The sequence below is a fragment of the Brevibacillus panacihumi W25 genome, assembly GCF_000503775.1.
GTDB lineage: Bacteria > Bacillota > Bacilli > Brevibacillales > Brevibacillaceae > Brevibacillus > Brevibacillus panacihumi_A.
Genome location: NZ_KI629785.1, coordinates 1,036,220 through 1,059,916 on the forward strand (window position 1 = coordinate 1,036,220; position 23,697 = coordinate 1,059,916).

Sequence of the window (23,697 nt, forward strand, 5' to 3'; positions counted from 1 at the left end):
TTTTGCTGTCTTTTCCGATACACCCAATAGGGAGGAGTTTACATGGAAAAGCTTTCCTTTCTCCAGGAAAAAAGTTCGTTTCACATGCGGTATCCGCAGCAGAGCGATCTCGCCTTTTACCGCTGGTTCACCGAGCAGTACCCGCAGGAAGCCATCGGCTGGTATCACCTGGGACGGGAGCATGAAGCACGCGGGGAACGAGACTTGGCGCTCGCCGCACACAGGCAAGCCTTGCACACCCGACCAGGTCCGTTCCAAGAAGAAGCGAGACAAGCCTTCCAGAACCTGCTGCGCGAACGGCAGAAGGAAGCCTGGAGGAGACGCTCCCGCCTTTTGCTTGGCTCTCTATTGTTTTTCTACCTGCAGTTTGTTTTTTCGCCAGGTTTGCTGACAGATCCGCTTCCGGCTGTTGCACCTGCACAGGCTGCATCCGAGTCGATGGCCCCCGCCACCATGGACAAGCCCCATGTGGAGGTCATTGCCGTACCGCCTTCGCTATCCGTCGAGGAAATGAAAAGTCAGGTCAGACGTTATTTGTTGGGGCGACGACCGGCTCTTGAACAGCCCTACACGGTCATGATCGTGCCTGAGGCTTTTGGCTTGCCGTTGTTTACACCGCTTTTGTTTTATCAACCCAAGGAAGTCCTTGGAATTGTCAAGTATCATCCGTCTTCACGCATGGTCCTGTCGGAGCAATGGTTTGCCCAGCCCGCAAGCTACCAGACGGAGAACGCATTGAGCCAGGCTAGAGAAGCATTCACCCGAGAGCAGATGGTCTACCAGCATATCATCACCTTGCGCAACGCCCTTTACCGCCATTATCAGCAAAAAGGAGCCTTGCCAGCCCGTCTGGAAGATCTCGCCGGAGCGTATCCCGGCAACAGTCTGCCGCAAATTCCGCTCCCGCCCGCCGAATGGGGAATGACATCTTATGCATACCATCCAGAAAAATGGGACTCTGCCCTTGCTTGGGACAGCTTGCCGGAAGTCCTGCCCCTGCCCGGATATCCGGAGCCTGTCGTACCGCTTGAACCGATGCAGCTGCATCTTTTCCAGGCGAGCCACAGAGTGGAGTTGCGAAGCGGTTCCCACGTGATTCGCAGTCATCCGATCGGAATTGGCAAAAACCAGGCAACGCCAAACGGGCTCCATACGATCCTGCAAAAAATCAACAAGCCCCGCGGTCACGACAATATTTACGGCACACGTGGCCTCGTCTTCATGCCGGAGGGCTATGCCATCCACGGTACAAACGACCCGGCCAGTATCGGTCAAAACTCGTCTCTCGGCTGTGTACGGCTGCACAATGCCGACGTCGAGGAACTGTACAGCTTCGTCTCGCTGGGGACAGAGGTCGTCATCTCCGCCATGCCTGCCAGTGCGGACTGGAGCAATCCCGCCCCCTTCGTTCTGGCTGCAGGACCCGAGGAAGAGACGCCGCATGTGGTGTACAAGTGGCTGCATTAAGGTCTGCTAGTCAGGACGTTTATGAACACCAAAAGTTACGTTCCACAAACAGGAAAGCGCGCCCTCTGAGAAGGAGGAGCGCGCTTTTTGGATACTTCCTTGTTTTACAACGCCTCGATCGGAACACCGGAAGGCAGGAGATACGGATGCTTTTTATTGATGTGATCGTAGAACATGATCCCGTTCAGATGATCGATTTCATGCTGCGTCACGATCGCCCCATATCCCTTGAACGACAGGACGACTTCTTTGCCTGCTGGATCGTAGGCCCTTACCTTGATCCGCTGATAGCGGGGAACATAGCCTTTGACAGACCGGTCGACGGACAGGCAGCCTTCCCCCTCCGACAAATAGATCATCCCGACGGAATGGCTGATAATCTTCGGATTGATGAGCATGTACGCCTGCGACTCCCCCGTCTCATCCGGAAAATATGCGGCAAACATGCGCTTATCCAGCCCGATCTGATTGGCCGACAGCCCCACGCCGGGGCGCAGGCGATATCGCTGGGAAAGCTCGGGGTCTTGACTGTTTTTCAGATACTGCAGCATGCATTGCAGTTCTTCTACATCCTCTGCCGCAGGAGGAATGCTCACTTCTTCCGTCACTTTGCGCAGAATCTTGGCCCCTTCGCGGACAATATCCTTCATCGTGATGACATAATCCTTGGTAAATTTGCTCACTTTCCAAACACCTCGTCTATCGTATCCTTCACACGTTTTTTCGTTTTCTTGCTTCTGTTCTCCTGCCGTGCAATCCTTGTATGCCTGGCTAGTCGGCTCTGGGCCACGATAAACAGCGGGATGGCGAGCAACGTCATCCCTGCCAGAACACCAAAGACCAGATGCCCCTCGGCAAATCCCAGCAGCTTGAGCAAATACCCCCCGAACCAAGGTCCGATGCTTTGTCCGAGAAAGGGAATACCGCTCGCCCCGAAGTACGTGCCTTTGGCATGCTCAGGCGCCAGCTCCTGAATAAAGACCTCCGACATGACAAAACAGAGAATCTCGCCTACTGTAAACAGTACCATGCAGAACAGAAGCGGCACAAGCGATTTGAACAGGCCAAAACCGAACAAACCAAGCGCGAACAGGACCGTCCCGAGCTGCAGCGACTTCATCGCGGGGAAGCGCCTCGCCAGGCGCAAGACCGGAACCTGCAACAGCAGGACAGCGACAGTATTCGCAGTCACCAGATATGAGAACAGCCGGACACCATCAGTAAATCCGGGAGCACTCCCCATGTATTGTACGAGAGTCGACTCCAACTGTGCATATGCTGCTGTCAAAAACATCATCCCGATGAGAAACGCGCAAAACACCTGATCGGAAATCACGACTGACAGTGCCTGTTTGACCGTAATGGCAGTCTCATCCGGCGCTTCTTTTTGCCTCACCGACGCTTGCGGCCACCTTGCTTGCAGCAAAAGGATGATCAGCAGGTAGAAGCCGTAGGTGCCGGCAGTCAGGAAAAACGGGGCCGCCGTCTGCGCGCTGCCTAGATATACACCTGCGATCGGTCCCAGCGCGGCACCCGCATTGATCGCCAGGTAACGTGCATGAAATACGGTGGCCTGCTCTTCTATGCTGGTCATATCGGACAGCAGCGCCTTCGAGACCGGCTCAAAAATATTGCGGAAAAAGCCGTTTAGTGCGCTGATGAGAAAAAAAGCGAAGGGTGATTCGGCATAAACAAAGCCCAGGAAGGTAAGCGCCCAGCCAAGCAAGGCCAGGATCATCACGGGATAGCGTCCATAGCGATCCGAGATCATTCCTCCCCAAAAGCTGCTGGCCACTCCGACCAAAAAGCTGATGCCAATCACTGCTCCGATCCAGTCCGCATCCATCCCTTTACTCTTGTATAGATAGATCGCCAAAAACGGCATGGTCATATACGTCGCCACTCTGGATAAAAAGGTCCCTGCAAGCAAACTCCACACGACAGGATGAAAACGAGCCATACGATCACCTTTTCTTTCTGATGCATTCTTTCCCCACTTTACATGGGGAGCGGTGATGGTACGGCGCAAAAATTGCCAAATAAACAGAGCAATTTTTACAGCAAAAAACCACGGAAAGTCAGCCGCGGTCACTGGGTTTGCTTGCTTTCAACAAGTGTCGGTAGTTTACTGCATCCTGCGAAACTCGCTTGGGCTCATGTGATGCTTTTGCTTAAACAAGCGCTCGAAGGTATCCAGACTGCCGAAACCGACGTCATAAGCAATCTGCGTGATGTCAGCTTTGGTTTCGATCAGTTTTTGCTTCGCTTTGGAAAGCCTGACTTCCGCAATGTAAGCGCTGGGGGTCTGCCCGAGGTACTCCTTGAACAAGCGGATGAGATAGTACTTGCTAATGCCTGCTTCTTTTGACAGGACGTCCAGACGCAGATCAAGCGACAGGTCGTCATGGATGCGGCGAAGCACTCTTTGCAGAGTCGGATGCTCCAAACGCGGCGTGCGCTGCTGCCAGCCTTCTGTATGGCTCCCTTTTCCCAGCGCAAACAGCAGCGAAGCCAGTTCGTATTCCAGCTCCAGCAACGGCGCTTGATCGCCATCTCCTTCCAGGGCAAGCTGCATCAGGCTCAACGCCCCTTTGCGTAGAGCCTCTGCCGGCCCTCCCATCCACGGCATAAACTCGACCTGCATTGCCTTCTGTTCCAAATGCTCCGCCAATACCTGCTGCAAAAAAGAATGCTCCAGGTTGATCAACAGCACCTTCGCCGGTCGGTCGTTGGCAAAATGGTAGTGCTTCTCGCCAGGAGCCGTGATGCACCACAGATTTTCTTCCAGCCTGCGCGTCTCCTGCTGATAGCGGATATACGGAGAGCCGGCCAGCGGGATACTCAACTGAAAGTCGGTGCCATGCGCATGCTCCTCGGGATCTGCTGTATTAGGAGAAAATTGAATCATCATGACTTTGCTGTTTGTCAGTTTCAATTCGATTAGCTTCATGCATCCACACCTTCATTCGGCCATTTTTCCAGTTTGCTCCATGTTTATCCAAAAAAGCGCGCCCCCTGCTGGAGACGCGCTCAACCTGACTATTTTTCTTCCTCTAGCTGGCCAATCTTCTCTTCTTGCTCCGCTTCCGGATTCCAGTAGTCGAGTACCTTGCCCTGCAAAACCTTGCCTTCGATGAACTGTACCTGCTGTTCTGTAAAGTCAGCCTTCCACTCAATCCCGAGTTCTTGGGCCAACCGCACCACAGTCAGCAATTCCGACCAAGCCACATACCTCTTATACCAGAAAAACTGGGGTTGCTCGTTCATGTATGGGTAAAGGTCATCAAAATCGGTGTGTTTACAGTCGAGAGCTCGCTCAAAATTCACCTTGGCACGGCGTAATTGCTCGATAAAAAATGGGGGTAAATCTGTTTTTGCGAAGTCAGACATAGACTTTCCCTCCTGTCTCCCGATTTATAGGTATTGTACCACGCGAAGAAAGTTGTGCAAATAGGTGAAACTGTTCGTATCTTTATCTATTCTGTCGATCAGCCGTGTGTGTCACCCGACTCTTCATCTGGCGGAGGAGGGAGCTCAATGCCCGAACCAGTTGAACCGGAATTCGGAATTCCCAAATCTGGCGGGATCACAGGGATGCCTTCACCCGAGTTCCCGGAATCCCCAGAGTTTCCGGAGTTTCCGGAGTTTCCGGAGTTGCCTGCATTTCCGGAATTCCCGTGGTTCCCCTGATTGCCTGGATTCCCAGAATTGCCTCCATTTCCCGAGTTGCCTGGAGGCCAAGGTTCATCTGTACCGCCATTGGAGTCGCCCGAATCCCAGGAATCGTCGCCTTCGATCGGATACTCGCTGCCGTCCTGGTGATGCTGCTCCCCGCCTTCGAACAAATTCTCCAACGTCTTGGTGTCAACATCCACGATAGGGGAAGGCGTTCTTTCTTCTCCATCAGGTGTTCGCGGAACGACCACATATTGGTAAATGGTTGATCCATCGAGAACATCAACGTATTTGGTATCCGCCAGATTAGACGCGATCGGAATCCGTTCTCCATTCGCCTTGACACGATAGACATCGTACGTGTATTCCGGCAAACCGCCGATCCAGCTAAGCACCACGACCGGGTTGTTGTTATCCAGCGTCAGGACTGCCGCCAATTGAATCGGGAGATCTTTTACTTCCTCTTTCTCCTCCGTCTCCCGCATCCCGGCAGGCGGAACAAACTCGCTTGCCTTCACACCTTTTAACCCTTCTCCCAACACCTTGGAAAACATGCTGGCCGTCATGCTGCTGCCTTGTGTCATCAAATGCTGTTTGTCCTCGGGATCAAAGCCCATCCAGACCGCGGCGACGTATTCAGGCGTGTAGCCGACGAACCAGGCGTCCTTGTTGACGTTGCTGCCGCCAGCGATGGACTGTGTGGTCCCTGTTTTCCCCGCTACATGACGTCCGGAGATGCGGGCTGCTTTCCCGGTCCCTTCCTGAACGGCCCGCTCCAGCATGCGATGCACTTCCCAAGCCGACTCTGGCTTCAGAGCCGCAGTCTGCTTGGCTTCATGGACAAGCGATACGCCCAGCGCTTTGTTTTCCAGCTTGCTGATGGCAAAAGGCTCTGAGACGATGCCGCCATTGGCGAAAGCCGTGTATGCCTGGGCCATGCGCAAAGGCGAGGTCCCCTTGTTGAGACCTCCCAATGCGATGGCCAGATTCCGGTCCTCAGGAGTAAGTTCAATCCCGAATTTCTCGAGATACTTCAAGCTATTCCCTACCCCGATCTCATTCAACAGCCAGACGGCAGGCACATTGAGGGAGTCGATCAAGGCGCGGTTCATGCTTACCGAATCACTGTATTTATTGTTGTAGTTGCGCGGCTCATAGCCATTGAAGCTTTGTTTTTTGTTGCTCAAGGACGAATTTCGGTTCCACTTGCTGTTCAAGTCGATCGCAGGGGCAAAGACAGCCAACGGTTTGAAGGCAGAGCCAGGTTGGCGCTGCATCTGGGTCGCGTAGTTGAACCCTTTTGCTGCGTATTTGCGTCCTCCGACCATCGCTGCGATTCCGCCGTCTTTGGAATCCAGCACGATCATGGCAGATTCCACCTGGCGTGTTGCCCCGTCTTTCGGGAAGTTTTTCGGATTGCTGTATTGTTCAGACATAGCATCCTGCATTTTGGAATCGAAGGTCGTATAGACCATCCAGCCGCCCCGGTACAGTTCTTCCTCTTTGACGTCGTATTTGGTCTCGGCTTCATTCAACATATAATCAAAGAATGCCCTGTACTCTTTTTTCACACCCGAGCTTGGTGCCTTGTGTTCTGTCTCTTCAGGCAGAGGCTCGGCTTGGGCTTGAAGCTTTTGCTCCTCTGTGATGATGCCCTGCTCCGCCATCAAACGAATCACGGTATCCCGGCGCTCTTTCGCAAGATCCGGATAATTGAATGGCGAATAGTACGTCGGCGATTTCGGAATCGCTGCCAGCATGGCTGCTTCCGCGATCGAAAATTCGGGATCATCGACCGGCATGTCAAAGTAAAACTTGGATGCATCCTCGACCCCGAACTGTCCTTCACCCAGATAGACGCGGTTCAGGTACATTTCCAAAATCTGATCCTTGGAGAATCTGCGCTCCAAGCCAATCGCGATGCTCATCTCTTTTGTTTTGCGCCAAAAGGTTTGATCCAGGTTCAAAAACACATTGCGCGCCAGCTGCTGGGTAATCGTGCTGCCGCCCTCAGCCAGCGAACGCTTCTTGATATCGTTGATGATCGCGCCGCCAATCCGTACCATGTCAACGCCCTTGTGTTCATAGAAGCGTTTATCCTCCACGGCAAGGAAAGCTTTGATCAGAATTTCCGGCATTTCGCTGATTGGTTTGTATTCACGGTTCTTCTCACGGATCAGTCTCCCGATTTCTACACCGTGCTTGTCGTATATGACAGTCGGTTCGACTTTCAAATCCAACAGTTTCTGTTCATTTTCCGCAATCATCCGCTCTCCAGCGTAAAGGAGAGAGAAGTATCCCCCGACCACACTCAAGAGCAGGAAGATGATAAACGATACGGCAATCAACAGCAATTTGTTTTTCTTTCTGACTTTTTTCTTGGCTTTTTTTGCCATTTCTTACCTCCTGTTTTCTCTCTTCCCCCATCTTATAGACGGATACGATCGAAAAAAGTTTCTTCCCCGGTCCATTGTCTATCATTCCATACGAACAACGGTTTGTCACTGGAAAAAGCCTACCCTCCATGGCAGAAGGTAGGCTTTCTCCTATCGAAATGCTATTTTTTCAACAGTTTTTCCGCTTCGGCAACGACGTTCTCCACGGTGAAACCGTACTCCTTCATGATTCGCTCACCCGGCGCGGATGCTCCGAATTGGTTGATCGCAATAACTTTTCCGCTGTCGCCTGCATAGCGTTCCCAGCCCATCGGCGATCCCATCTCGACCGCGAGACGTGCTTTTACGCCGGACGGCAGGACGGCTTCACGATATTCTTGCGGCTGGCGCTCAAACAGATTCCAGCTCGGCATCGAGACCACGCGTGCTTCGATTCCGCGTTCCAGCAATGCTGCACGAGCTTGCATCACCAGAGAAACCTCGGAACCCGTTGCGATCAAGATAAGCGCAGGCTTGCCGCTTGGCGCATCTGCCAGTACATAGGCCCCTTTGGCAACGCCTTCTGCTGCTTTTTCCAGCGTTTCCGGCAGGACCGGCAGATTTTGACGGGTCAAGACCAGAACAACCGGTTCATCTGTGCGGGAAATCGCGTATTTCCATGCTTCATTCGTCTCCACTGCATCAGCCGGACGCAGGATGGTCAGGTCAGGCATCGCCCGCAGGGAAGCCAATTGTTCAACTGGTTCATGCGTCGGTCCGTCTTCCCCGACAGCGATCGAGTCATGGGTAAAGACGTAGACCACTGGCTGTTTCATCAGCGCAGACAGGCGAATCGCCGGGCGCAGGTAGTCAGAGAAGACGAAGAAGGTACCGCCGTACACTTTTACGCCGCCATGCAGGGCCATCCCGTTCAGCGCTGCCCCCATCGCGAATTCGCGGACCCCGAACCAGATGTTGCGGCCCTCATAGGTGCCTGGGAGGAAATTGCCGCCTTCCTTGATCAGCGTGTTATTGGAGGAAGCCAGGTCAGCGGAGCCGCCCAGGAAGAACGGAATGCCTTTTGCCAACGCGTTGATGGCACTGCCGGAGGCCGCACGGGTCGCCAGTTTTGCACCTGCCTCGTAGGCTGGCAGCTGTTGTTCCCAGCCTGCTGGCAGCTTGCCGTCTACTGCCAGCTTAAACTGCTCAGCCAGTTCAGGATGTGCTTTTGCATAGGCTGCGAATTGCTCATTCCAGGCAGCTTCCGCTTTTTTCCCGTTGGCCGCCAGCTCGCTGTAGAACGCGGATACTTCTTCCGGTACATGGAATTCATTTTCATGGGTCCATTCGTAATGCGCTTTTGTCAGCTTCACTTCGTCTTTGCCCAGAGGAGCTCCGTGAGAAGCACTGGAGCCGCCTTTATTCGGGCTTCCGTAACCGATGACCGTTTTCACTTCGATCAGCGTCGGGCGATCCAGGTCCTTCTTCGCTTCTGCGATCGCCGCTTCGATAGCAGCGAGATCGTTGCCATCCTCGACGCGCAGGTATTGCCAGCCGTATGCCTGGTAGCGCTGCGCCACGTTTTCCGAGAAGGAGCGGGACAGTTCGCCATCGAGCGAGATGTCGTTGGAATCGTAGAGGACGATCATTTTGCCCAGTTTCAGATGAGCAGCCAGGGAAGACGCCTCACTGGACACGCCCTCCATCAAGTCTCCGTCTCCGCAGATGACGTAGGTGTAGTGGTCAACGAGATCAAAGCCGTCCCGATTATAGGTAGCAGCCAGATGTTTTTCTGCCATCGCCATTCCGACTGCCATCGCAATCCCTTGGCCGAGCGGTCCTGTCGTCGCATCGACGCCCGGCGTGTGTCCGAACTCGGGGTGCCCTGGCGTCTTGCTTCCCCATTGACGGAAGTTATGTAGGTCTTCCAAAGAAACATCGTATTTCATCAAATGCAACATCGAGTATAATAGCATAGAGCCATGTCCAGCCGAGAGAACGAAACGATCCCGATCGATCCAGCTCGGATTGCTGGGGTTCACTTTCATGAAGCGGCTCCACAATACATGGGCCATGGGAGCTGCCCCCATCGGCATGCCTGGATGTCCGGAATTTGCCTTCTCGATGGCATCTATGGCCAGCGTGCGGATTGTATTAATGGAAAGCTGATCAACAGTAGATTGCTGAGTCATCTTACACGATCCTCCCTGTCTGTACTTGTAATATTCGGGTAATAACATGACTGTCCAATTATAGCACAGTTCCTTTTTACAATCATGCCAGCAATTGAAAAAGGAGGGGAAACCAACTTGTCTCCTGCGTTATCCTTGACCATCGGTATTGTTCTGGCGCTAGCTGGATTTGGGATGTTGATTTTTGCCTTTTCCAGCTCGCCTATGTTTAAGAAAAATCGGGAAAAATTGCGAAAAAAACGGGCAGAACAAGAGAATCGCCCGTCCTGACAGCTAAACCTTGAGGAGCCGAATCTGATGAGCGATAAAAAACGCTTTACCATGCCCGTAGCCGTCCATCTATTCTTGTTGAAGGGAAATGAAGTCCTCCTTCTGCGAAGATACAACACAGGGTATGAAGACGGGAAGTACAGTGTCCCTGCTGGACATATGGACGGGAACGAAGAGGTCAAGCACGCCGCAATCCGGGAAGCGCGTGAAGAATGCGGAATTGACCTCGCGGAAGAAGATGTGCAGGTAGCAGGCGTGATGCATCGCCGCTCTAGTGACGAACGGATTGATTTTTTTCTCGTCGCATCAAAATGGAGCGGTGAAATCACCAATACCGAGCCGGACAAATGCGACGAGCTGATCTGGGTGGACATGCAGCGTTTGCCTGAGAATATGATTCCCTATGTTCGGCAAGCTATTACGAACTATCGGGACGGCAAGTGGTTCGACAGTTTTGGCTGGAGGGAAGCCGCAGATCAAGTGCACGCCAAACAACCGTAGGGTCAGCCTCTACGGTTGTTTTTATATGGGCGTTTCGTCAGGACCGCAGCCCGCTTCTTCTGTTTTTGACCGCCGCCAACGCCTCAATGAACTCTTCCTTGTCGATGACGTTCAACTCGTACAGCTCACGAATCTCGTCTTCGATCAGCAGAAGATCCCCTAACGGATCTCCTGTATACACAAATAATGAGTAACGCTGCAGAAACGCGTTCAAATCGAAGTCGTTCGGGCTCCTTCTCAATGTGATCCCTCCAGATCGATCTCCATCCTAGCGAGGACGGCATCGTAGTCAAACTCGACAGCAAAGCCGGTAATCACGACGATCTTCGCGTGCGGATACGTTTCTTGCCACGCCTTCTCCTCATCTGGTCGCAATCCGACGATGTACAACGGATCAGCGGATAAAAACGGGTCCGCCATGCATTGTTGCAAAAACGCATGACATCTCTGTTGTTCCTGTGCAGCATTCAGAACGAGCACCGCACGCTCCACTTCACCGGACTTTCGCTGTTCTGCCAGCATGGCGAACGTCTTGGCTGTAGGGACAACCGCGTTTACTTCAGGGAAACGATCCAGCATCTCGTCCAGCCAATCATCTTCATGCCAGGCCAGGTAGTACATCATCGCAGTAGACATGGTTTACAAACTCCTCAGAAATAGATAATTTCCATAGTAAAGTATATGGTAATTTTCACATTCATTATAGCACGTAGCTCGGAACATGCCCATTCCCTTGCTTGACTTCACTGACACCTTCACGTAAGGTAAAAACAGCTAATTTCGTGTGGAAAGAGGTATTTTCTGTGAAAAAGAAACATCTCGCCCTCTTATTCTTGATTGCGTTTCTCACCATGCTGGGCTTTGGAATTATTATTCCCATACTGCCATTTTTTGCAGAAAAACTGGGAGCCTCCTCCTTTGACCTCGGTGTCCTGTTTGCCAGTTTCAATATCATGCAATTCATTTTTGCCCCGCTTTGGGGTACCCTTTCGGATCGGATCGGACGCAAGCCGCTCGTCTCCTTTGGCTTGTTTGGATTTGCCATCACGTTTATCCTGTTTGGATTGGCGGACAGTTATACAGAAATGTTAATCTACCGCATCCTTGGCGGAATCGTCTCCGCTGCAGCCCTGCCTACGGTACACGCGATGGTCGCTGACCTGTTCCCTCCCAAGGACCGCGCAAAAGGAATGGGTATCGTCGGCGCTGGGATCGGACTCAGCTTTGTCTTTGGTCCTGTGATCGGCGGACTGCTGAGCAGTTATGGCGTGGCCGTACCCTTCTTTGTCTCGGGCGGCGTAGCGTTGCTTACTTTTTTTGTCATTTTATTTGCCTTGCCGGAAAGTCTTCCGAAAGAAAAACGCAGCTCCTCCGGAAAACGCAAGGGAGCCAATCCGTTTGGCGCCTTGTTCGGTTCGCTGTCCTTGCTGTATGCCATTCTGTTCATCGTATCGTTTGCCTTTTCCGGGCTCGAAACGACTTTTGCCCTCTACATCAGCGATTTGTACGGATTTGATTCGCGTGATCTCGGCTATATGTTTTTGGTCATGGGGATTATCGCGGCATTCGTACAGGGAGGCATGATCGGCAAGATGGTGAAACGCTGGGGGGAAGCAACCGTGTTGACCATTGGGATGTGCCTGTACGGCATTGGCTTTTTCACGATTCCGGTATTCGGGAACTTCTGGGCCTTTTCCTTGATCCTCGCATTGTTTGGCGCTGGACAAGGCATGATTCGCGCTACGGCCAATGCCATGATCACACAGCGCACCACGATCGGACAAGGAGTCACCACTGGCGCGATCAGCTCGATGGACAGCTTGGGGAGAATCCTCGGTCCCCTGGCGGGAGGAGCGGTCTACCAGTTCACCGCAAGTGGACCTTTCATCTTGGGCGGGGTCCTGATGGTCATCGTCCTGCTCTGGTTCCGTCTGCGTCATCAGAGGCTGCCTGAGCCAAGCTTGGAAGCTTAAAAGAAAGGCTGGAGAAGCATTCGATCGCTTCTCCAGCCTTTTTGATTGACTGCTACTTCATCTCGACATACTTCAGATCGCCGTTGCCTAATACATCGACGTAAATGCCTTTGGCCACATTCTCTCCTTGCAGCCAACTGTCCTTATAGAAATAGATCGGGGCAATCGGCATTTCGTCCATCAGAATTTGCTCCGCCTCGCCAAAAAGCTGCTGGCGTTTTTGGGGATCTGTTTCCTTGCTGATTTGGACCAACAGTTGATTGTACTTGTCATTGATCCAGTTCGTGCTGTTGTTTCCTTTTTTCTCCCGGAAAATCTCCATGAAGGTGATTGGATCGTTAAAATCCCCCGCCCATCCGCGCCGAGCTATTTGATAATTCGTTTCGTCCACCGTATCCAGGAATACCTTGAACTCCAAATTGGTCACTTTCACATCGACGCCGAGCGTTTGCCGCCATTGATCCTGGATTGCTTCGGCAATTTTTTTATGCGCGTCGCTTGTATTGAAGATCACCGAGATTGGCGGCAGCTGGCTGATCCCAAGCTCCCTCATGCCTTCCTCCAGCAGCTGCTTGGCACGTTGGGTGTCGTGATCCTGGAAGTAGCCCTCCGGTTTGACAGACATGGTAGGGGGCAAAAAGCCAAGTGCAGGGATCTGTCCTGTCTGCAAGATATTCTCGACAATCTCTTTTCGATTGATCGCATAGCTGAACGCTTTGCGGATTTTCACATTATTGAAAGGGGGCTGCTCAATGTTGAAGGAGTAGAAATAGGTCGATGCGACTGGCTTACCTTGCAGTTTGCCAGAGTCCTTTAGCACAGGAATAGCATCGGTAGGCAAAGTGACCATCGGGGCACCCGCCCAGTCCAGCTCCCCATTCTCAAACATGGAGAAAGACGTGTTGTTGTCTTCGATCATTGTGGCGTCTACTTTATCGACCTTGACGTTGTCCTTATCCCAATAGTGGCCGTTCTTCGTGAACTGCATGGCGCTTTTATGCTCCCATTTTGCCAGCGTGTACGGCCCGTTGCCGATGTGGGTACTGGCTTCCATCGCCCATTCGGGATTATCCTTGACCGTCTTCTGATGGACCGGATAATAGGTGGCAAATGCGGTAAGCTCCAGGAAAAACGGCGTCTGATTTTCCAGATGGACTTCAAGGGTATGGTCGTCGAGTGCTTTTACGCCGACGTCATCAGCCGTGGCATTGCCTGCGTTGTATGCTTCGCCGTTCTTGATGTAAAAGAAATTGTAGGCGTAGCTGGAAGCAAATGCGGGATCAAGCGCGCGTTTCCACGCAAACTCGAAGTCATGCGCTGTCACCGGATCGCCGTTGCTCCATTTGGAATCCCGCAAATGAAAGGTATAGACCAAACCGTCCTCAGAGATGTCGATCTTTTCGGCGACGGCATTGTGGATTTTGTCGTCCACGCCTCTTCGCGTCAAGCCATCGAAAAGGGAGGAGACGACCAGAATCGAGGTGCTGTCATCTGCCAAGCCGGGGTCTGCTGTGGAAGGCTCGGAGCCGATGTTGATCCGGAACACTTTGTCGCCAGCAGACGGGGCTGGACTGCTCGTGCCGCCTGATGGATTCGTTGCGCCAGACTCCGTAGCAGAAGGTGCCTGCCCTGTACAACCTGCCAATACTCCTGTCACCAGGATCAATGTGGCTATGGTGGACATGATTTTTTTCATGCAAGATCCCCCTTATTTTTCCAATTGCCCTTACTATAGCGCAGGAGAAAAGGGGAATGAACAGATCTGCGATAGATTTTATTATGATTTATCAAAATATTCCGTTTATATACATTAATAAAGAAAAATAACCACCAGCTCCGTCATAGAGGCTGGTGGTGCCAAGACTGCCTCACCTTCAATCACTCGTTTTCCTGCATCGCCATCCACTGCTGGAAGGAGGCATCGAGCCTCGTCTGAATCTGATCCAGCTCTTGCTGCCATTCCAGCAATCGCGGATAACTCTCTTCGCTGGCCGACAAAAGCTTCGTTACTTCATCCCGCTTTGTCTCCAGCATAGAGATCTCCCGCTCCAGTTCTTGCAGCTTGTATAGGTTGGTGCGCTTTGCAGAAGTCGCATGGACGCCTATCTCTGCATCTGTCTTCGGCGCGCTTGCCTTGGCCGCAATCGGCTTGGGCGTTTCTTCCTTTACCGGCAGCGTGGCGATCATCATCCGTTGCTTCCGCTTTTCCCTCGCCTCCTCATAGCTGCCGACATCATGCCAAAGCCGCCCATTCTCCACCCAAAACACGCCATCCACCATCTTTTGCAGAAAATAGCGGTCATGGGAGACGATAAAAAGCGAGCCGCGGAAATCCGCCAATGCCTCCTCCAGCGTCTCCCTCGCTTCGATGTCCAGATGGTTCGTCGGTTCATCGAGAATCAACAGATTGATCTCCTGATGCATCATCTGGGCGAGGCGCAGTCGCATCCTCTCTCCACCGCTTAGTTGGCTCAGCTGCTTGAAGACCTGTTCACCGTAAAAGAGAAAGCGGGCGAGCAGATGCCGCGCTTCTGCTTCAGTGACGGCGGCCACCTCCCGGAACACCTCGATGACCCGGCGTGTTTGATCTCCTTCCAACGCTTGCTGGGACAGATAGCCTACCTTCACACTGCTGCCGATGGTGACGGTGCCCTGATCCGGCACGACTTCTCCGAGCAGCATTTTGATCCATGTCGATTTGCCGCAGCCATTGGGCCCCAGCAGTGCTTTGCGTTCCCCGTACCGCAGCAAGAAGCTCGCATCAGCAAACAGTGTTTTGGCTCCGAATGTTTTATGCACACCCTCCGCTTTCAACACATCCTGTCCGCTGCGCTCCGTCTTCTGAAATTGCAGCCCCATCCGCTCTGCTTCCAGTCGCGGCTTGTCGATGCGCTCGATTCGCGCCAGCGCTTTTTCCATGCTTTTCGCCCTGCGGTGGAACGCTTCATTCGGCGGATTGGAGCGGTTGCCCCATTCTTTGAGGCGTTTGATCGTTTCCTTCATCTTTTTGATCTTTTTTTGCTGCTCCTGATAAGCGGCAAATTGGCGCAGGAGCCTCTCCTCCCGCTCCTTGACAAAAGCCGAGTAATTCCCGATATAATAGTCGGCTTCCCCGCCGTCCACATGATAGATCGATGTGACGACGGCATCGAGGAAATAGCGGTCGTGAGAGATGATCAGCACAGTCCCGGGATAGCTTTTCAGAAAGGTTTCCAGCCATTCCATGGATTCCACATCCAGATGGTTCGTCGGCTCATCCAGCAGAAGGACGTCACTTTGCTGACACAGCAGCCTGGCCAGCCCTGTCTTGGTCTTCTCGCCACCGCTTAACTGAGCGAATGGCGTATTCAGGAATTCTTCTGACATACCGAGCCCTTCTGTCACTTGCGCCATGCGCGTCTCCCACTGATAGCCATCCAGCTGCTCGAATTCCTCTTGCAGCTTCTGATAGCGATTCATGAGCCGTTCCAGGTCTTGCGCGGATTCGGCTGCTTCTCCCATCTGTTCTTCCAGTGCGCGCATCTGCTGCTGCAAGGCTCCGATCTGCGCGAAAGCCCCCGCGATCACGTCTTTTGCCAACCAAGAGGGATTGTACTGCGGCGTCTGCGGCAGATACGCCCAGACTGTCCCCTTCGCCCGGTACAGCTCTCCGCTGTCAGGAGTCTCTACACCTGCGAGCAGCTTGCACAAGGTGGTTTTGCCCGCGCCATTTGGCCCTACGATACCGACGCGTTCTCCAGCTTTTATTTCAAGCGTCACATCCTGCAGGACAGGATCTGCGCCATATGCTTTTTGTAATTGTTTCGTAGCTACAATAATCATGATTTTCCTCCTTGAAATGGGGCACATCACCGCACCAAGCGGGGGGAGAACACAAAAAAGCTGCAGGCATGCACCCGCAGCATCATTCGTGAAAAAAGTATCTGTCCAAGCACTCATCATGCTTATCCATTCTACTTCTCGTGATCGCTTACCATGCGATTCCCGCTTGATGGTTGGTACGCCTTTGAATGTTCCGTTCAGTTGTATGGGCAAAAATGGGCAGACTGATCCCGTTGACGGTAAAATCATGTGTCATACTGGAAGTTTCTACCACAAACCATACGTGAACGGCTTCAACCACGTACCTGCACCTCCCTTTCCAAAAAGAGAAAAATGGAATCTGAAACGAATATACAACATCTGTCGAAAGATCTCAATATTATTGTGGATTCGGCTCCTGGGCAAACAGCTCTTTCTTGGTGTCAGCATCAAGGAAGACGACCGTGGTATACGGAGGCAGCTCTGCCTTTGCCACAATTACGGGATAGGTAATGACTTGCGGATACATGCGATCCGGCTCTGGGGAAGTCTGCTTGACGTACACGATGAGCTGTTCCCAGGTCCATTGGGTAGCAGTCACCTTCAAGCCATAACCCGGATTCGGGGATTCTCCCCGAGCAATCACGAATAAATCGCCTTGCTGATGAATGCCACGGGTTTTCTTGACCGATTCCACAAATTTCTGTTCTTCGGCACTCAGTTGCTCCGTATTCATCAGTGTCAGTCCGCCCTCTTTGAGCGTCGTAGTGATCTGAACTTGATGCTCCTGTTCGTTCCAAGCGATCTCATGACCGGCCTGTTCCACGATCCATCGCAGCGGCAGGTAGATGTCCTGCCCTTGTACGATTGCTTGCTCCCCCTGCTCTTGCCATTCGCCGTTTACCGCGACTTTTCCGGTGTCCCATTGAAAGCCAAGCGAACGACTGTCCCCGATCTGCAGGGTGCCAGTTTTCCCGTCCAATACCCACTCGGCTTGCAAAATCCTGGCCGCGTCTTGAGCAGTGATATAGGTTTTTTCCTGTATAAGAATCGGTTCCTTCACGAGATGGGTCAACTGACCATTCACCATCAATGATGCAGGTGCTGGGGGGGAAGCGGTGATGTCTTGTGCGGAGGCTTCCGCTGAAAGAAAGGCGGAGAAACCGATTTGCAAGCCTAGGACAACCGCAACTACACTCTTGCCATACATAACGCCAACCTCCATTCATTCTGATCCTCTTTGCCAGTGCTATCCTGTAAGACTCGTGTCGGGATCGATTCGTTTCATATACTCTACCCTCATTTTACGCTGGTAAAACGTGACAGAAGTACCATCTTGGGTTGGTGGTTGTCGGGCTGCAGTGCTGGGAAGGAAAAAGGAGAAAATGCTCCAGGCGGGTTGGGATCTTCATTGGGGCAGTACTGGCCGGCTCCATTCCAAAAGGCGGAACCGCGGCCAAAAGCAGCCGACTTCGAAGAAGTGGTTCAGGGTTGGCCACTAAGGACGTGTTCCCCCTTTTTCCATTGCGCCTGGGTCAAGATCCCAAATGCCTTCGCTTTTTTCTCCTTTTTCCTCGACCAGCTTATTCAAGTCCCCGTTCCTACAATTGTGGGTTTCTCTTGGAGCAAAGAAAAAACATCATAATACTAGACAACCCAATAAAACATGTAATTTCATGTACATCATTAACGTGTAGCTTGCAAATAAAAAGCAATAGCATCAGGAATTTACGATTAGTTACAGAGTACTTAATCTGGTACATAATTTTTCTCACATATTAACCTTTTTTAGTCGCTTTATGTCGGACTATTATGAATAGTTTGTTATAATATGTACAATACTAGTTAACTTTGATGAATGTATGAAGGTAAGGGGGAATTTCATGACGAATTCTGTTGTTCATTTTGGTGGATTTTCTCATAATCCTGAAATCGATTCTTTCCGTTTTTTGTACAGACGTGGCCTTTCTACAAATAGATAATATCCGAGAATATCGTAAACATTCTGTAATCATGCTAAAGAACTCCATTACAAATCAATCAATCATACACCCTTTGACTGCATTTATCTTTTGGAAATGGAAACGGAAAGAATATAACACACAGCGGTTGCAAGCGATCCACCTTTGTCAGTTTTTAAACTACATTCTAATAGAGAAAAGAAACGTACTGCACTTCGTATAGCTCCACGAATTAGTCTCGGATTTATATGTCTATGTTTGGTGGACTGCGTGCAGGAGAAGTTGCAAATATAAGAGTAATCGATATTACGCCCTATGGTGATTCACATGCCTCAGGGGGAATGAAAGTTTCTATAGTGACCCAGGATTTAAGAAAAGACATTGGAGACAAGTCAGGCACGAGCCAAGTCAAACGGGAGAGAAAACAGTTCGTTTTTAACATCAAAGATGTGCTTCCTCTCCTTTATAAAGAACATATGAAACGCTATTCATTATCCGATCGATCACAAAAATCCTCCATTTATGATCCCCTGTTTATAAATCGAGATGGGAAAGCGATGACCGGTAAGAGCATTCGCTATTACTCCAATAAGATCAAAGCCGAATTTATCAGGGAGCTTCTTGCTTCAGACAACCCCGACGATGTAATTACCGCCCTCAATCTGCAATCGACGAAATGGTCTTTCCACATCGGAAGAAGTATCTTTACAAATCTGACAGCAAAAACCGCCAAAAATCCATATGAAGTGGCACTCGCAAAAGGTGACCTAAGCATTTATTCAGCCCTTACCTATATGTCAGATACACCTGAATGCCCTGTCCATTGCAGGCTCTACAGTCATTGTTAATTGCATCTCCAAGCAAAAAGTGGACTACTCTGCTATCACAAAAACTGTGAAAAGACTTCGAAAGATTGATTGGTCTACAAACGGAAACTTAATATTTGTTAAAGGGTTAAACAGTTCAAAAACACTCGCTTCTGACTTCGTTGCGCAAATGACATCTTAATCATACACAGTAATTTAAGGTGTTTGTTTATGCTATCGATAAAAATTCTTTACACCTTGGGAAATAAACGTTGGTGTAGGGGAACATTTTTCAAGCCGATTAACATGTAGCCCACCTTCCTTACATTTAATACCATTAGCGCATCCATGTTGTCACCAATCCACTGTAATCGACGAAGGTGAGTTGTAGTTCTCTTCTCAAGATAGTCTTCTACATTGAGACTAACCGCTAATCTGGTTCCTGTCGACTTAGTAGAATTCCATTCGTTTTGTGATACCAGGTACTCGTCGAAGTCTTTATGCTGTCTACTTCCGACAATGGAAACATCTGCGGACCTACATAATTTCTTAGTTCCATAAGAGAATCCATTTCATAGTAATGCTGATAGTTCCATCCTCATCAAACACATGTTTTTACCATCCGGACTCTAAAGAGGGTACCGCTGCCCCACGCTAAGAACTTGGATACAATAATAAAAGCTCGAGTTCATGTACGTTGAACTCGAGCTTTTTATAATGAGGATTGCTCCTATCCAGATCCGGAAATACTCGGGAGTGATTATGGTTCAAATACCAATAACTGCGCCTCGTTTTCTTGGAGTTATTTGGAACGACGTACGGCTTTACATGGAGGCGCGGGCACGATAGGTTGGGTTGCCTTGCGATATATGGTCTTCCCCATAGCCCAATTGCAAGAATCCATGCCCATCAGAGCCTCCATGTCAAGCTCGGCAGAAGCAACATCATTTTTACGTCTGGAGCTTATATAGTTACGCGTGCCAGCCATTTGCAAGTAGTTTCAAGAAGGCAGAAAAGTGGTTTTTAGTCTTTTGAATCATCATCGTAATCTCCAGTTAAGGCTCTTTCAACATAGTGAGGAACCCTTGGATGTAAACGCATACTACTATGTCCACCGAATTCATCATCCCAAATTAAGAATCTCCTATTCATCAACACTGGATCTTCATTATAAGAGTAATCCGGGTCGTAATCTGAGCCTAATGCAGAATCAATATTAACGTTTCCATCTCCAATATCAAAACGTGTCGGGTATTCACCCGTCTTGTCATAGTATTTTTCTTGTACATAGTCGTACCAACTACTATATAGTCTATTCGGCCCAACTCCTAGCCCTGTACCATAAATGTTTCGAATATCACCAAAATCAGGATCAACAAGCTTACGGTACGAAGGATTCCACCCAGCAAATGCAATCATTGGCTTTGTGAAATCATTGTCTAAACTTCGAGAACCATTCCATAACTCACTATTATCTCGACTAAGATCACCATCAGGTGCTTGATCACTTCCAAAATGAGGCGTTCCTAAAGTGATTACTCTCTCGACATCTGCTCTAGATATATTTTCGACTAAATAACGAGATACTAGCCCCCCCATACTATGGCCAACTAAGTTGACATCTTGTGTTCTGCTACTAAAAACTTCATTTTTAAGATCTGTGATAACATCTTCTAAATGATTCGCTGCTACCCTAACAGTACCATCTACACCTGAAGCATTGTAAACAAATGCAAAAATATCTTCGTTAGGAGTGTAACCATATTCTATAATTAGTTTAGATCCAAGTTCTTCGTCATTGACGATACCTGTTATCGAGTGAACATCAATGTTTGAATAAGTACTTTCAGTATGAGTTGGATAGCTTGTCCCAGTTATAGTTTCATATCCTCGAATCGGTTCCCCAGCCCACGGTTCATCATAAAAATTATGAACCCATCTATCTTCGAATCCCCATGTGTCTGCTCCCCCAAAAAGTCCATGCACTAATATAACTGGTGTCTTTCCTGATTGCAAAGTAACAGCACTTGCACTTAATACCATTGTTTCATTTTCTTCATACATTTCATCAATCATATAAGTAGCTTCTAATACAACTTCGTCCTTTTCTTTAAGATTTTTGTCACTGAGTATTTCATTATCTAAACTATCTTCATCTTTAAACTTCACTATTTTTGAAATCTTAAATGTTCCATTTTCCGTAAAATCTTTACCGTCTAACTCTAACGGTAGGTTATTAATGCGTGCTTTACCGTTAAACTTTTTGAATTTAGTTTTCTTTCCTTCAGTTGAGAGTCCGTTTTCTTGCACTTTATTGCTCGATAAAACTACAAAAGTTCCGCCACCTTCAAATGTTGCACTAATGGTTTCACTTTTCTTGTTGAATTTTTGTTTTTTTACGGTCTCAAGTTGCACTTCTTTATGATTATATTTTAAAAGCAAAAAATCTTCTTTCTTAGATTGGACTTCGACTGGGATTTCCAAATTAAATTCAATAGTTGGATCTAAGCTTACTATATCAAAAACAAGAGCATCTTCAATTTGCTGCATCAATAAGATAGGTGTATCTCTAACAATCACTTTTTGTGGCACATTAAAAGTACCAACCATTGTCCCCTCAATTTCAAACTCATTACGCGGGAATTTGTACTCATGCTCTTCCTCACCATCGGGAATATCATTATCATTTTCATCTGGTTTCTCTTAAGCCCCAAAATTGGATTTGAGTCTACCCCCCTTATCTTGTTAAGCTGGTATCAGAAGAACAGAGGGGGATTTTTTATGCAACGAAAACGCTATCCAATCGAGTTTAAACAACAGCTGGTTCAAGAAGCCCAAGATGCAGGAAATGCAAGCCAAGTTGCCAGACGGCATGGGATCGATGTGAAAATGTTGTATCGTTGGATACGTGATTCGAAACATGCGGATTGGAAAAACGCTCCTGCCGAAGCCAAAGCGGTAACGAGTTATACTCCGAGCCCGGGAGAATTTCGTGAATTGGAAACCGAGAATGATCAACTGAAGAAACTACTTGGAGAAAAGGATTTGGAAATCGCGATCCTCCGTGATCTTGTAAAAAAGGTGAACCCAGCTTATCGGACAAAGTGGAAATAGCCGACAAGTGGATACAGCTGGGGTATACAGCCAAATTGGTGCTACGTATTGTCGGCATCCTTGAAGCAACCTACTACTATCGGAAAAATAAGGCCTCTCAAAAGCCACGGGTTTACCATGGAGGGCGGCCGATCCCTGGTTATTCATTGTCAACGGACGGACAACCTGTCAGTGACGAGCAAATTAAAGAATGGATATCGGAACTGATTGCGGATGAAGAATCTGCTTATGGCTATCGAAAGCTTACGGTCTGCCTGCGGCGAGATCACCAGTTGATCATCAACAAGAAAAAAGTGTACCGCCTGCTGAAAGAAGAAGGACTTTTACAACCACAACGAAAAAAGAATAGTCATCATCCCCGGAGGCTTGCCAATAACCGAGAGATCACCGCTCCGAATCAATTGTGGGAGATGGACGTAAAATACGGATTTATCGCCGGGGAACATCGTTTCTTTTTCCTGATGAGTCTCATTGACGTCTATGATCGAGCGATCGTAGACTATCATTTTGGTTTGTCATGCGAAGGAAAACATGCATCTCAGATTCTTCAAAGAGCTTTGTGGAAACGGCAACAATTCGACAACGAGAATCCCCCTGTTATCCGTACGGATAACGGTCCGCAGTTTATTAGTCATGTATTCGAGGAGGCCTGTCAAAGCTTCCGAACCGTTCACGAACGAATTCCTCCAAAGACGCCAAACAAAAACGCTCACATTGAGTCCTTTCACAGCGTTTTGGAGAAAGAATGTTTGCAGCGGAATGAATTTCAGAGCTATCAAGAAGCCTATGAAACCGTGACAAACTATCTGCTCTTTTACAATCAGCGCCGGATTCACGGAAGCTTGTACGATTTATCACCTGTAGAATTTGGTAAAGCTTTTACCCTGCAACGCATTACACCATTTGTTGTGAAAGTGTAGTGTGGCAAAGGATTGCAGAACGATCCCTACTTCAACCTAGCTGACAAGCAGAAAGGAAACCGTCTGGGGTCAAGTGATCTCCTTGACGCTAGACGGTTTCCTTTCTAGACTCCGACTCCAAGGTGGTTGAAGTAGGGAAGAAGGAAGAATCATATGAAAATGCGAGAATAAGGGAGAAAGACTCTAATTTTGAGGGGTTAAACCGGTTTTAATGGATCAAATTTTAAATACTTAATTTCAATACCATCCTTTAACCCATCACCATCAGTGTCGGCAACATCTGGCTTTGTACCATATTCATCAATTTCTTCTTTGTGTCTAATCCATCGCCATCGCTATCGATTTTATCCATTCTTGTCCCTAATTCTTGTTCTTCGAGATTTGTTAATCCGTCACCATCGTAATCTTCATCGCCATCTAAAACTCCGTTTTTGTCGGAATCTGAATCTTTTGTGTTTGTATTAAATAGCTCATAAAAATCTTTTAGACCATCTCCATCTGTGTCCAAGTCGAAATTTTCGGTAATATTCTTTTTAGACTTTGCACCTACTTGTTGCGGATTGAACGCAGCTTCAACAAACAATGAGGTTACTAATAGTGTTGAAACAAAAAATAATGAAACTTTCTTTCGGCGCATAGAGC

22 protein-coding genes are annotated in these 23,697 nt (G+C 49.4%); 7 read left to right on the top strand and 15 right to left on the bottom strand.

Annotated elements, in window-relative coordinates; all coding sequences use genetic code 11:
* The first annotated feature begins 42 nt into the window (after positions 1–42).
* Positions 43–1,467, top strand: coding sequence for a L,D-transpeptidase (locus tag T458_RS46035; RefSeq protein WP_023557855.1), 1,425 nt, complete (start codon positions 43–45; stop codon positions 1,465–1,467).
* Positions 1,468–1,571: 104 nt separating this feature from the next.
* On the opposite strand, the gene def is transcribed toward T458_RS46035, so the two are convergent.
* The 6 genes from def to tkt all read right to left on the bottom strand — a co-directional run bounded on the left by def (position 1,572) and on the right by tkt (position 9,709).
* The gene (def, locus tag T458_RS46040; protein WP_023557856.1) at positions 1,572–2,150 is read right to left on the bottom strand and encodes a peptide deformylase; all 579 of its coding nucleotides are present in this window, start codon (positions 2,148–2,150) and stop codon (positions 1,572–1,574) included.
* Positions 2,147–3,427, bottom strand: a complete 1,281-nt coding sequence (locus tag T458_RS46045) for an MDR family MFS transporter (RefSeq protein WP_144083872.1) — start codon at positions 3,425–3,427, stop codon at positions 2,147–2,149. The genes def and T458_RS46045 overlap by 4 nt, the downstream gene beginning before the upstream one ends.
* A 165-nt stretch (positions 3,428–3,592) precedes the next feature.
* Positions 3,593–4,417 (bottom strand): helix-turn-helix transcriptional regulator, encoded by an 825-nt coding sequence (locus T458_RS56100; protein ID WP_023557858.1) that lies wholly within the window; start codon positions 4,415–4,417, stop codon positions 3,593–3,595.
* Between the two features lie 89 nt (positions 4,418–4,506).
* Positions 4,507–4,857 (bottom strand): hypothetical protein, encoded by a 351-nt coding sequence (locus T458_RS46055; protein ID WP_023557859.1) that lies wholly within the window; start codon positions 4,855–4,857, stop codon positions 4,507–4,509.
* Positions 4,858–4,955: 98 nt separating this feature from the next.
* Entirely contained in the window at positions 4,956–7,538 is a 2,583-nt protein-coding gene (locus tag T458_RS46060; RefSeq protein ID WP_023557860.1) for a transglycosylase domain-containing protein, read from the bottom strand.
* Between the two features lie 161 nt (positions 7,539–7,699).
* Positions 7,700–9,709 carry a transketolase gene (gene tkt / locus T458_RS46065; RefSeq protein ID WP_023557861.1) on the bottom strand — a complete coding sequence of 670 codons (2,010 nt, stop codon included), beginning with the start codon at positions 9,707–9,709 and terminating at the stop codon, positions 7,700–7,702.
* Positions 9,710–9,826: 117 nt separating this feature from the next.
* Here tkt and T458_RS57295 point away from each other — a divergent pair, with 117 nt between their 5' ends.
* Entirely contained in the window at positions 9,827–9,979 is a 153-nt protein-coding gene (locus T458_RS57295; RefSeq protein WP_023557862.1) for a hypothetical protein, read from the top strand.
* Positions 9,980–10,006: 27 nt separating this feature from the next.
* Positions 10,007–10,480 (top strand): NUDIX hydrolase, encoded by a 474-nt coding sequence (locus T458_RS46075; RefSeq protein ID WP_023557863.1) that lies wholly within the window; start codon positions 10,007–10,009, stop codon positions 10,478–10,480.
* Positions 10,481–10,517: 37 nt separating this feature from the next.
* On the opposite strand, the gene T458_RS46080 is transcribed toward T458_RS46075, so the two are convergent.
* Together T458_RS46080 and T458_RS46085 are read right to left on the bottom strand one after the other, a co-directional pair.
* Entirely contained in the window at positions 10,518–10,721 is a 204-nt protein-coding gene (locus T458_RS46080; RefSeq protein WP_023557864.1) for a YqgQ family protein, read from the bottom strand.
* Positions 10,718–11,116, bottom strand: a complete 399-nt coding sequence (locus T458_RS46085) for a hypothetical protein (protein ID WP_023557865.1) — start codon at positions 11,114–11,116, stop codon at positions 10,718–10,720. The genes T458_RS46080 and T458_RS46085 overlap by 4 nt, the downstream gene beginning before the upstream one ends.
* 146 nt (positions 11,117–11,262) lie before the next feature.
* On the opposite strand from T458_RS46085, the gene T458_RS46090 reads away from it, so the two are divergent.
* Positions 11,263–12,453 (top strand): MFS transporter, encoded by a 1,191-nt coding sequence (locus T458_RS46090; protein WP_084568005.1) that lies wholly within the window; start codon positions 11,263–11,265, stop codon positions 12,451–12,453.
* A 52-nt stretch (positions 12,454–12,505) separates the two neighbouring features.
* Here T458_RS46090 and T458_RS46095 read toward each other — a convergent pair whose 3' ends face one another.
* From T458_RS46095 to T458_RS46105, 4 genes are all read right to left on the bottom strand, one after another.
* Positions 12,506–14,149 (bottom strand): peptide ABC transporter substrate-binding protein, encoded by a 1,644-nt coding sequence (locus T458_RS46095; RefSeq protein WP_023557867.1) that lies wholly within the window; start codon positions 14,147–14,149, stop codon positions 12,506–12,508.
* A 182-nt stretch (positions 14,150–14,331) separates the two neighbouring features.
* Positions 14,332–16,275, bottom strand: a complete 1,944-nt coding sequence (gene abc-f / locus T458_RS46100) for a ribosomal protection-like ABC-F family protein (RefSeq protein ID WP_023557868.1) — start codon at positions 16,273–16,275, stop codon at positions 14,332–14,334.
* A gap of 148 nt (positions 16,276–16,423) precedes the next feature.
* Positions 16,424–16,576, bottom strand: coding sequence for a hypothetical protein (locus T458_RS57300; RefSeq protein ID WP_023557869.1), 153 nt, complete (start codon positions 16,574–16,576; stop codon positions 16,424–16,426).
* 78 nt (positions 16,577–16,654) lie between these two features.
* Positions 16,655–17,464, bottom strand: coding sequence for a protease complex subunit PrcB family protein (locus T458_RS46105; RefSeq protein ID WP_023557870.1), 810 nt, complete (start codon positions 17,462–17,464; stop codon positions 16,655–16,657).
* Between the two features lie 1,005 nt (positions 17,465–18,469).
* Here T458_RS46105 and T458_RS46110 point away from each other — a divergent pair.
* Positions 18,470–19,063, top strand: a complete 594-nt coding sequence (locus T458_RS46110; RefSeq protein WP_144083873.1) for a hypothetical protein — start codon at positions 18,470–18,472, stop codon at positions 19,061–19,063.
* A 981-nt stretch (positions 19,064–20,044) separates the two neighbouring features.
* Here T458_RS46110 and T458_RS46115 read toward each other — a convergent pair.
* Complete coding sequence (locus tag T458_RS46115; protein ID WP_023557875.1) at positions 20,045–21,631, bottom strand: esterase/lipase family protein; 1,587 nt, start codon at positions 21,629–21,631, stop codon at positions 20,045–20,047.
* Positions 21,632–21,802: 171 nt separating this feature from the next.
* Here T458_RS46115 and T458_RS46120 point away from each other — a divergent pair, with 171 nt between their 5' ends.
* Both T458_RS46120 and T458_RS46125 read left to right on the top strand, forming a co-directional pair.
* The gene (locus T458_RS46120; protein ID WP_023557876.1) at positions 21,803–22,135 is read left to right on the top strand and encodes a transposase; all 333 of its coding nucleotides are present in this window, start codon (positions 21,803–21,805) and stop codon (positions 22,133–22,135) included.
* Positions 22,126–23,055, top strand: a complete 930-nt coding sequence (locus tag T458_RS46125; protein ID WP_023555125.1) for an IS3 family transposase — start codon at positions 22,126–22,128, stop codon at positions 23,053–23,055. Before T458_RS46120 ends, T458_RS46125 begins: the two co-directional genes overlap by 10 nt.
* A gap of 197 nt (positions 23,056–23,252) precedes the next feature.
* Here T458_RS46125 and T458_RS57935 read toward each other — a convergent pair whose 3' ends face one another.
* The gene (locus T458_RS57935; RefSeq protein WP_354702694.1) at positions 23,253–23,297 is read right to left on the bottom strand and encodes a hypothetical protein; all 45 of its coding nucleotides are present in this window, start codon (positions 23,295–23,297) and stop codon (positions 23,253–23,255) included.
* Positions 23,298–23,305: 8 nt separating this feature from the next.
* Positions 23,306–23,692, bottom strand: coding sequence for a hypothetical protein (locus T458_RS57475; RefSeq protein ID WP_023557877.1), 387 nt, complete (start codon positions 23,690–23,692; stop codon positions 23,306–23,308).
* Between the last annotated feature and the right edge of the window lie 5 nt (positions 23,693–23,697).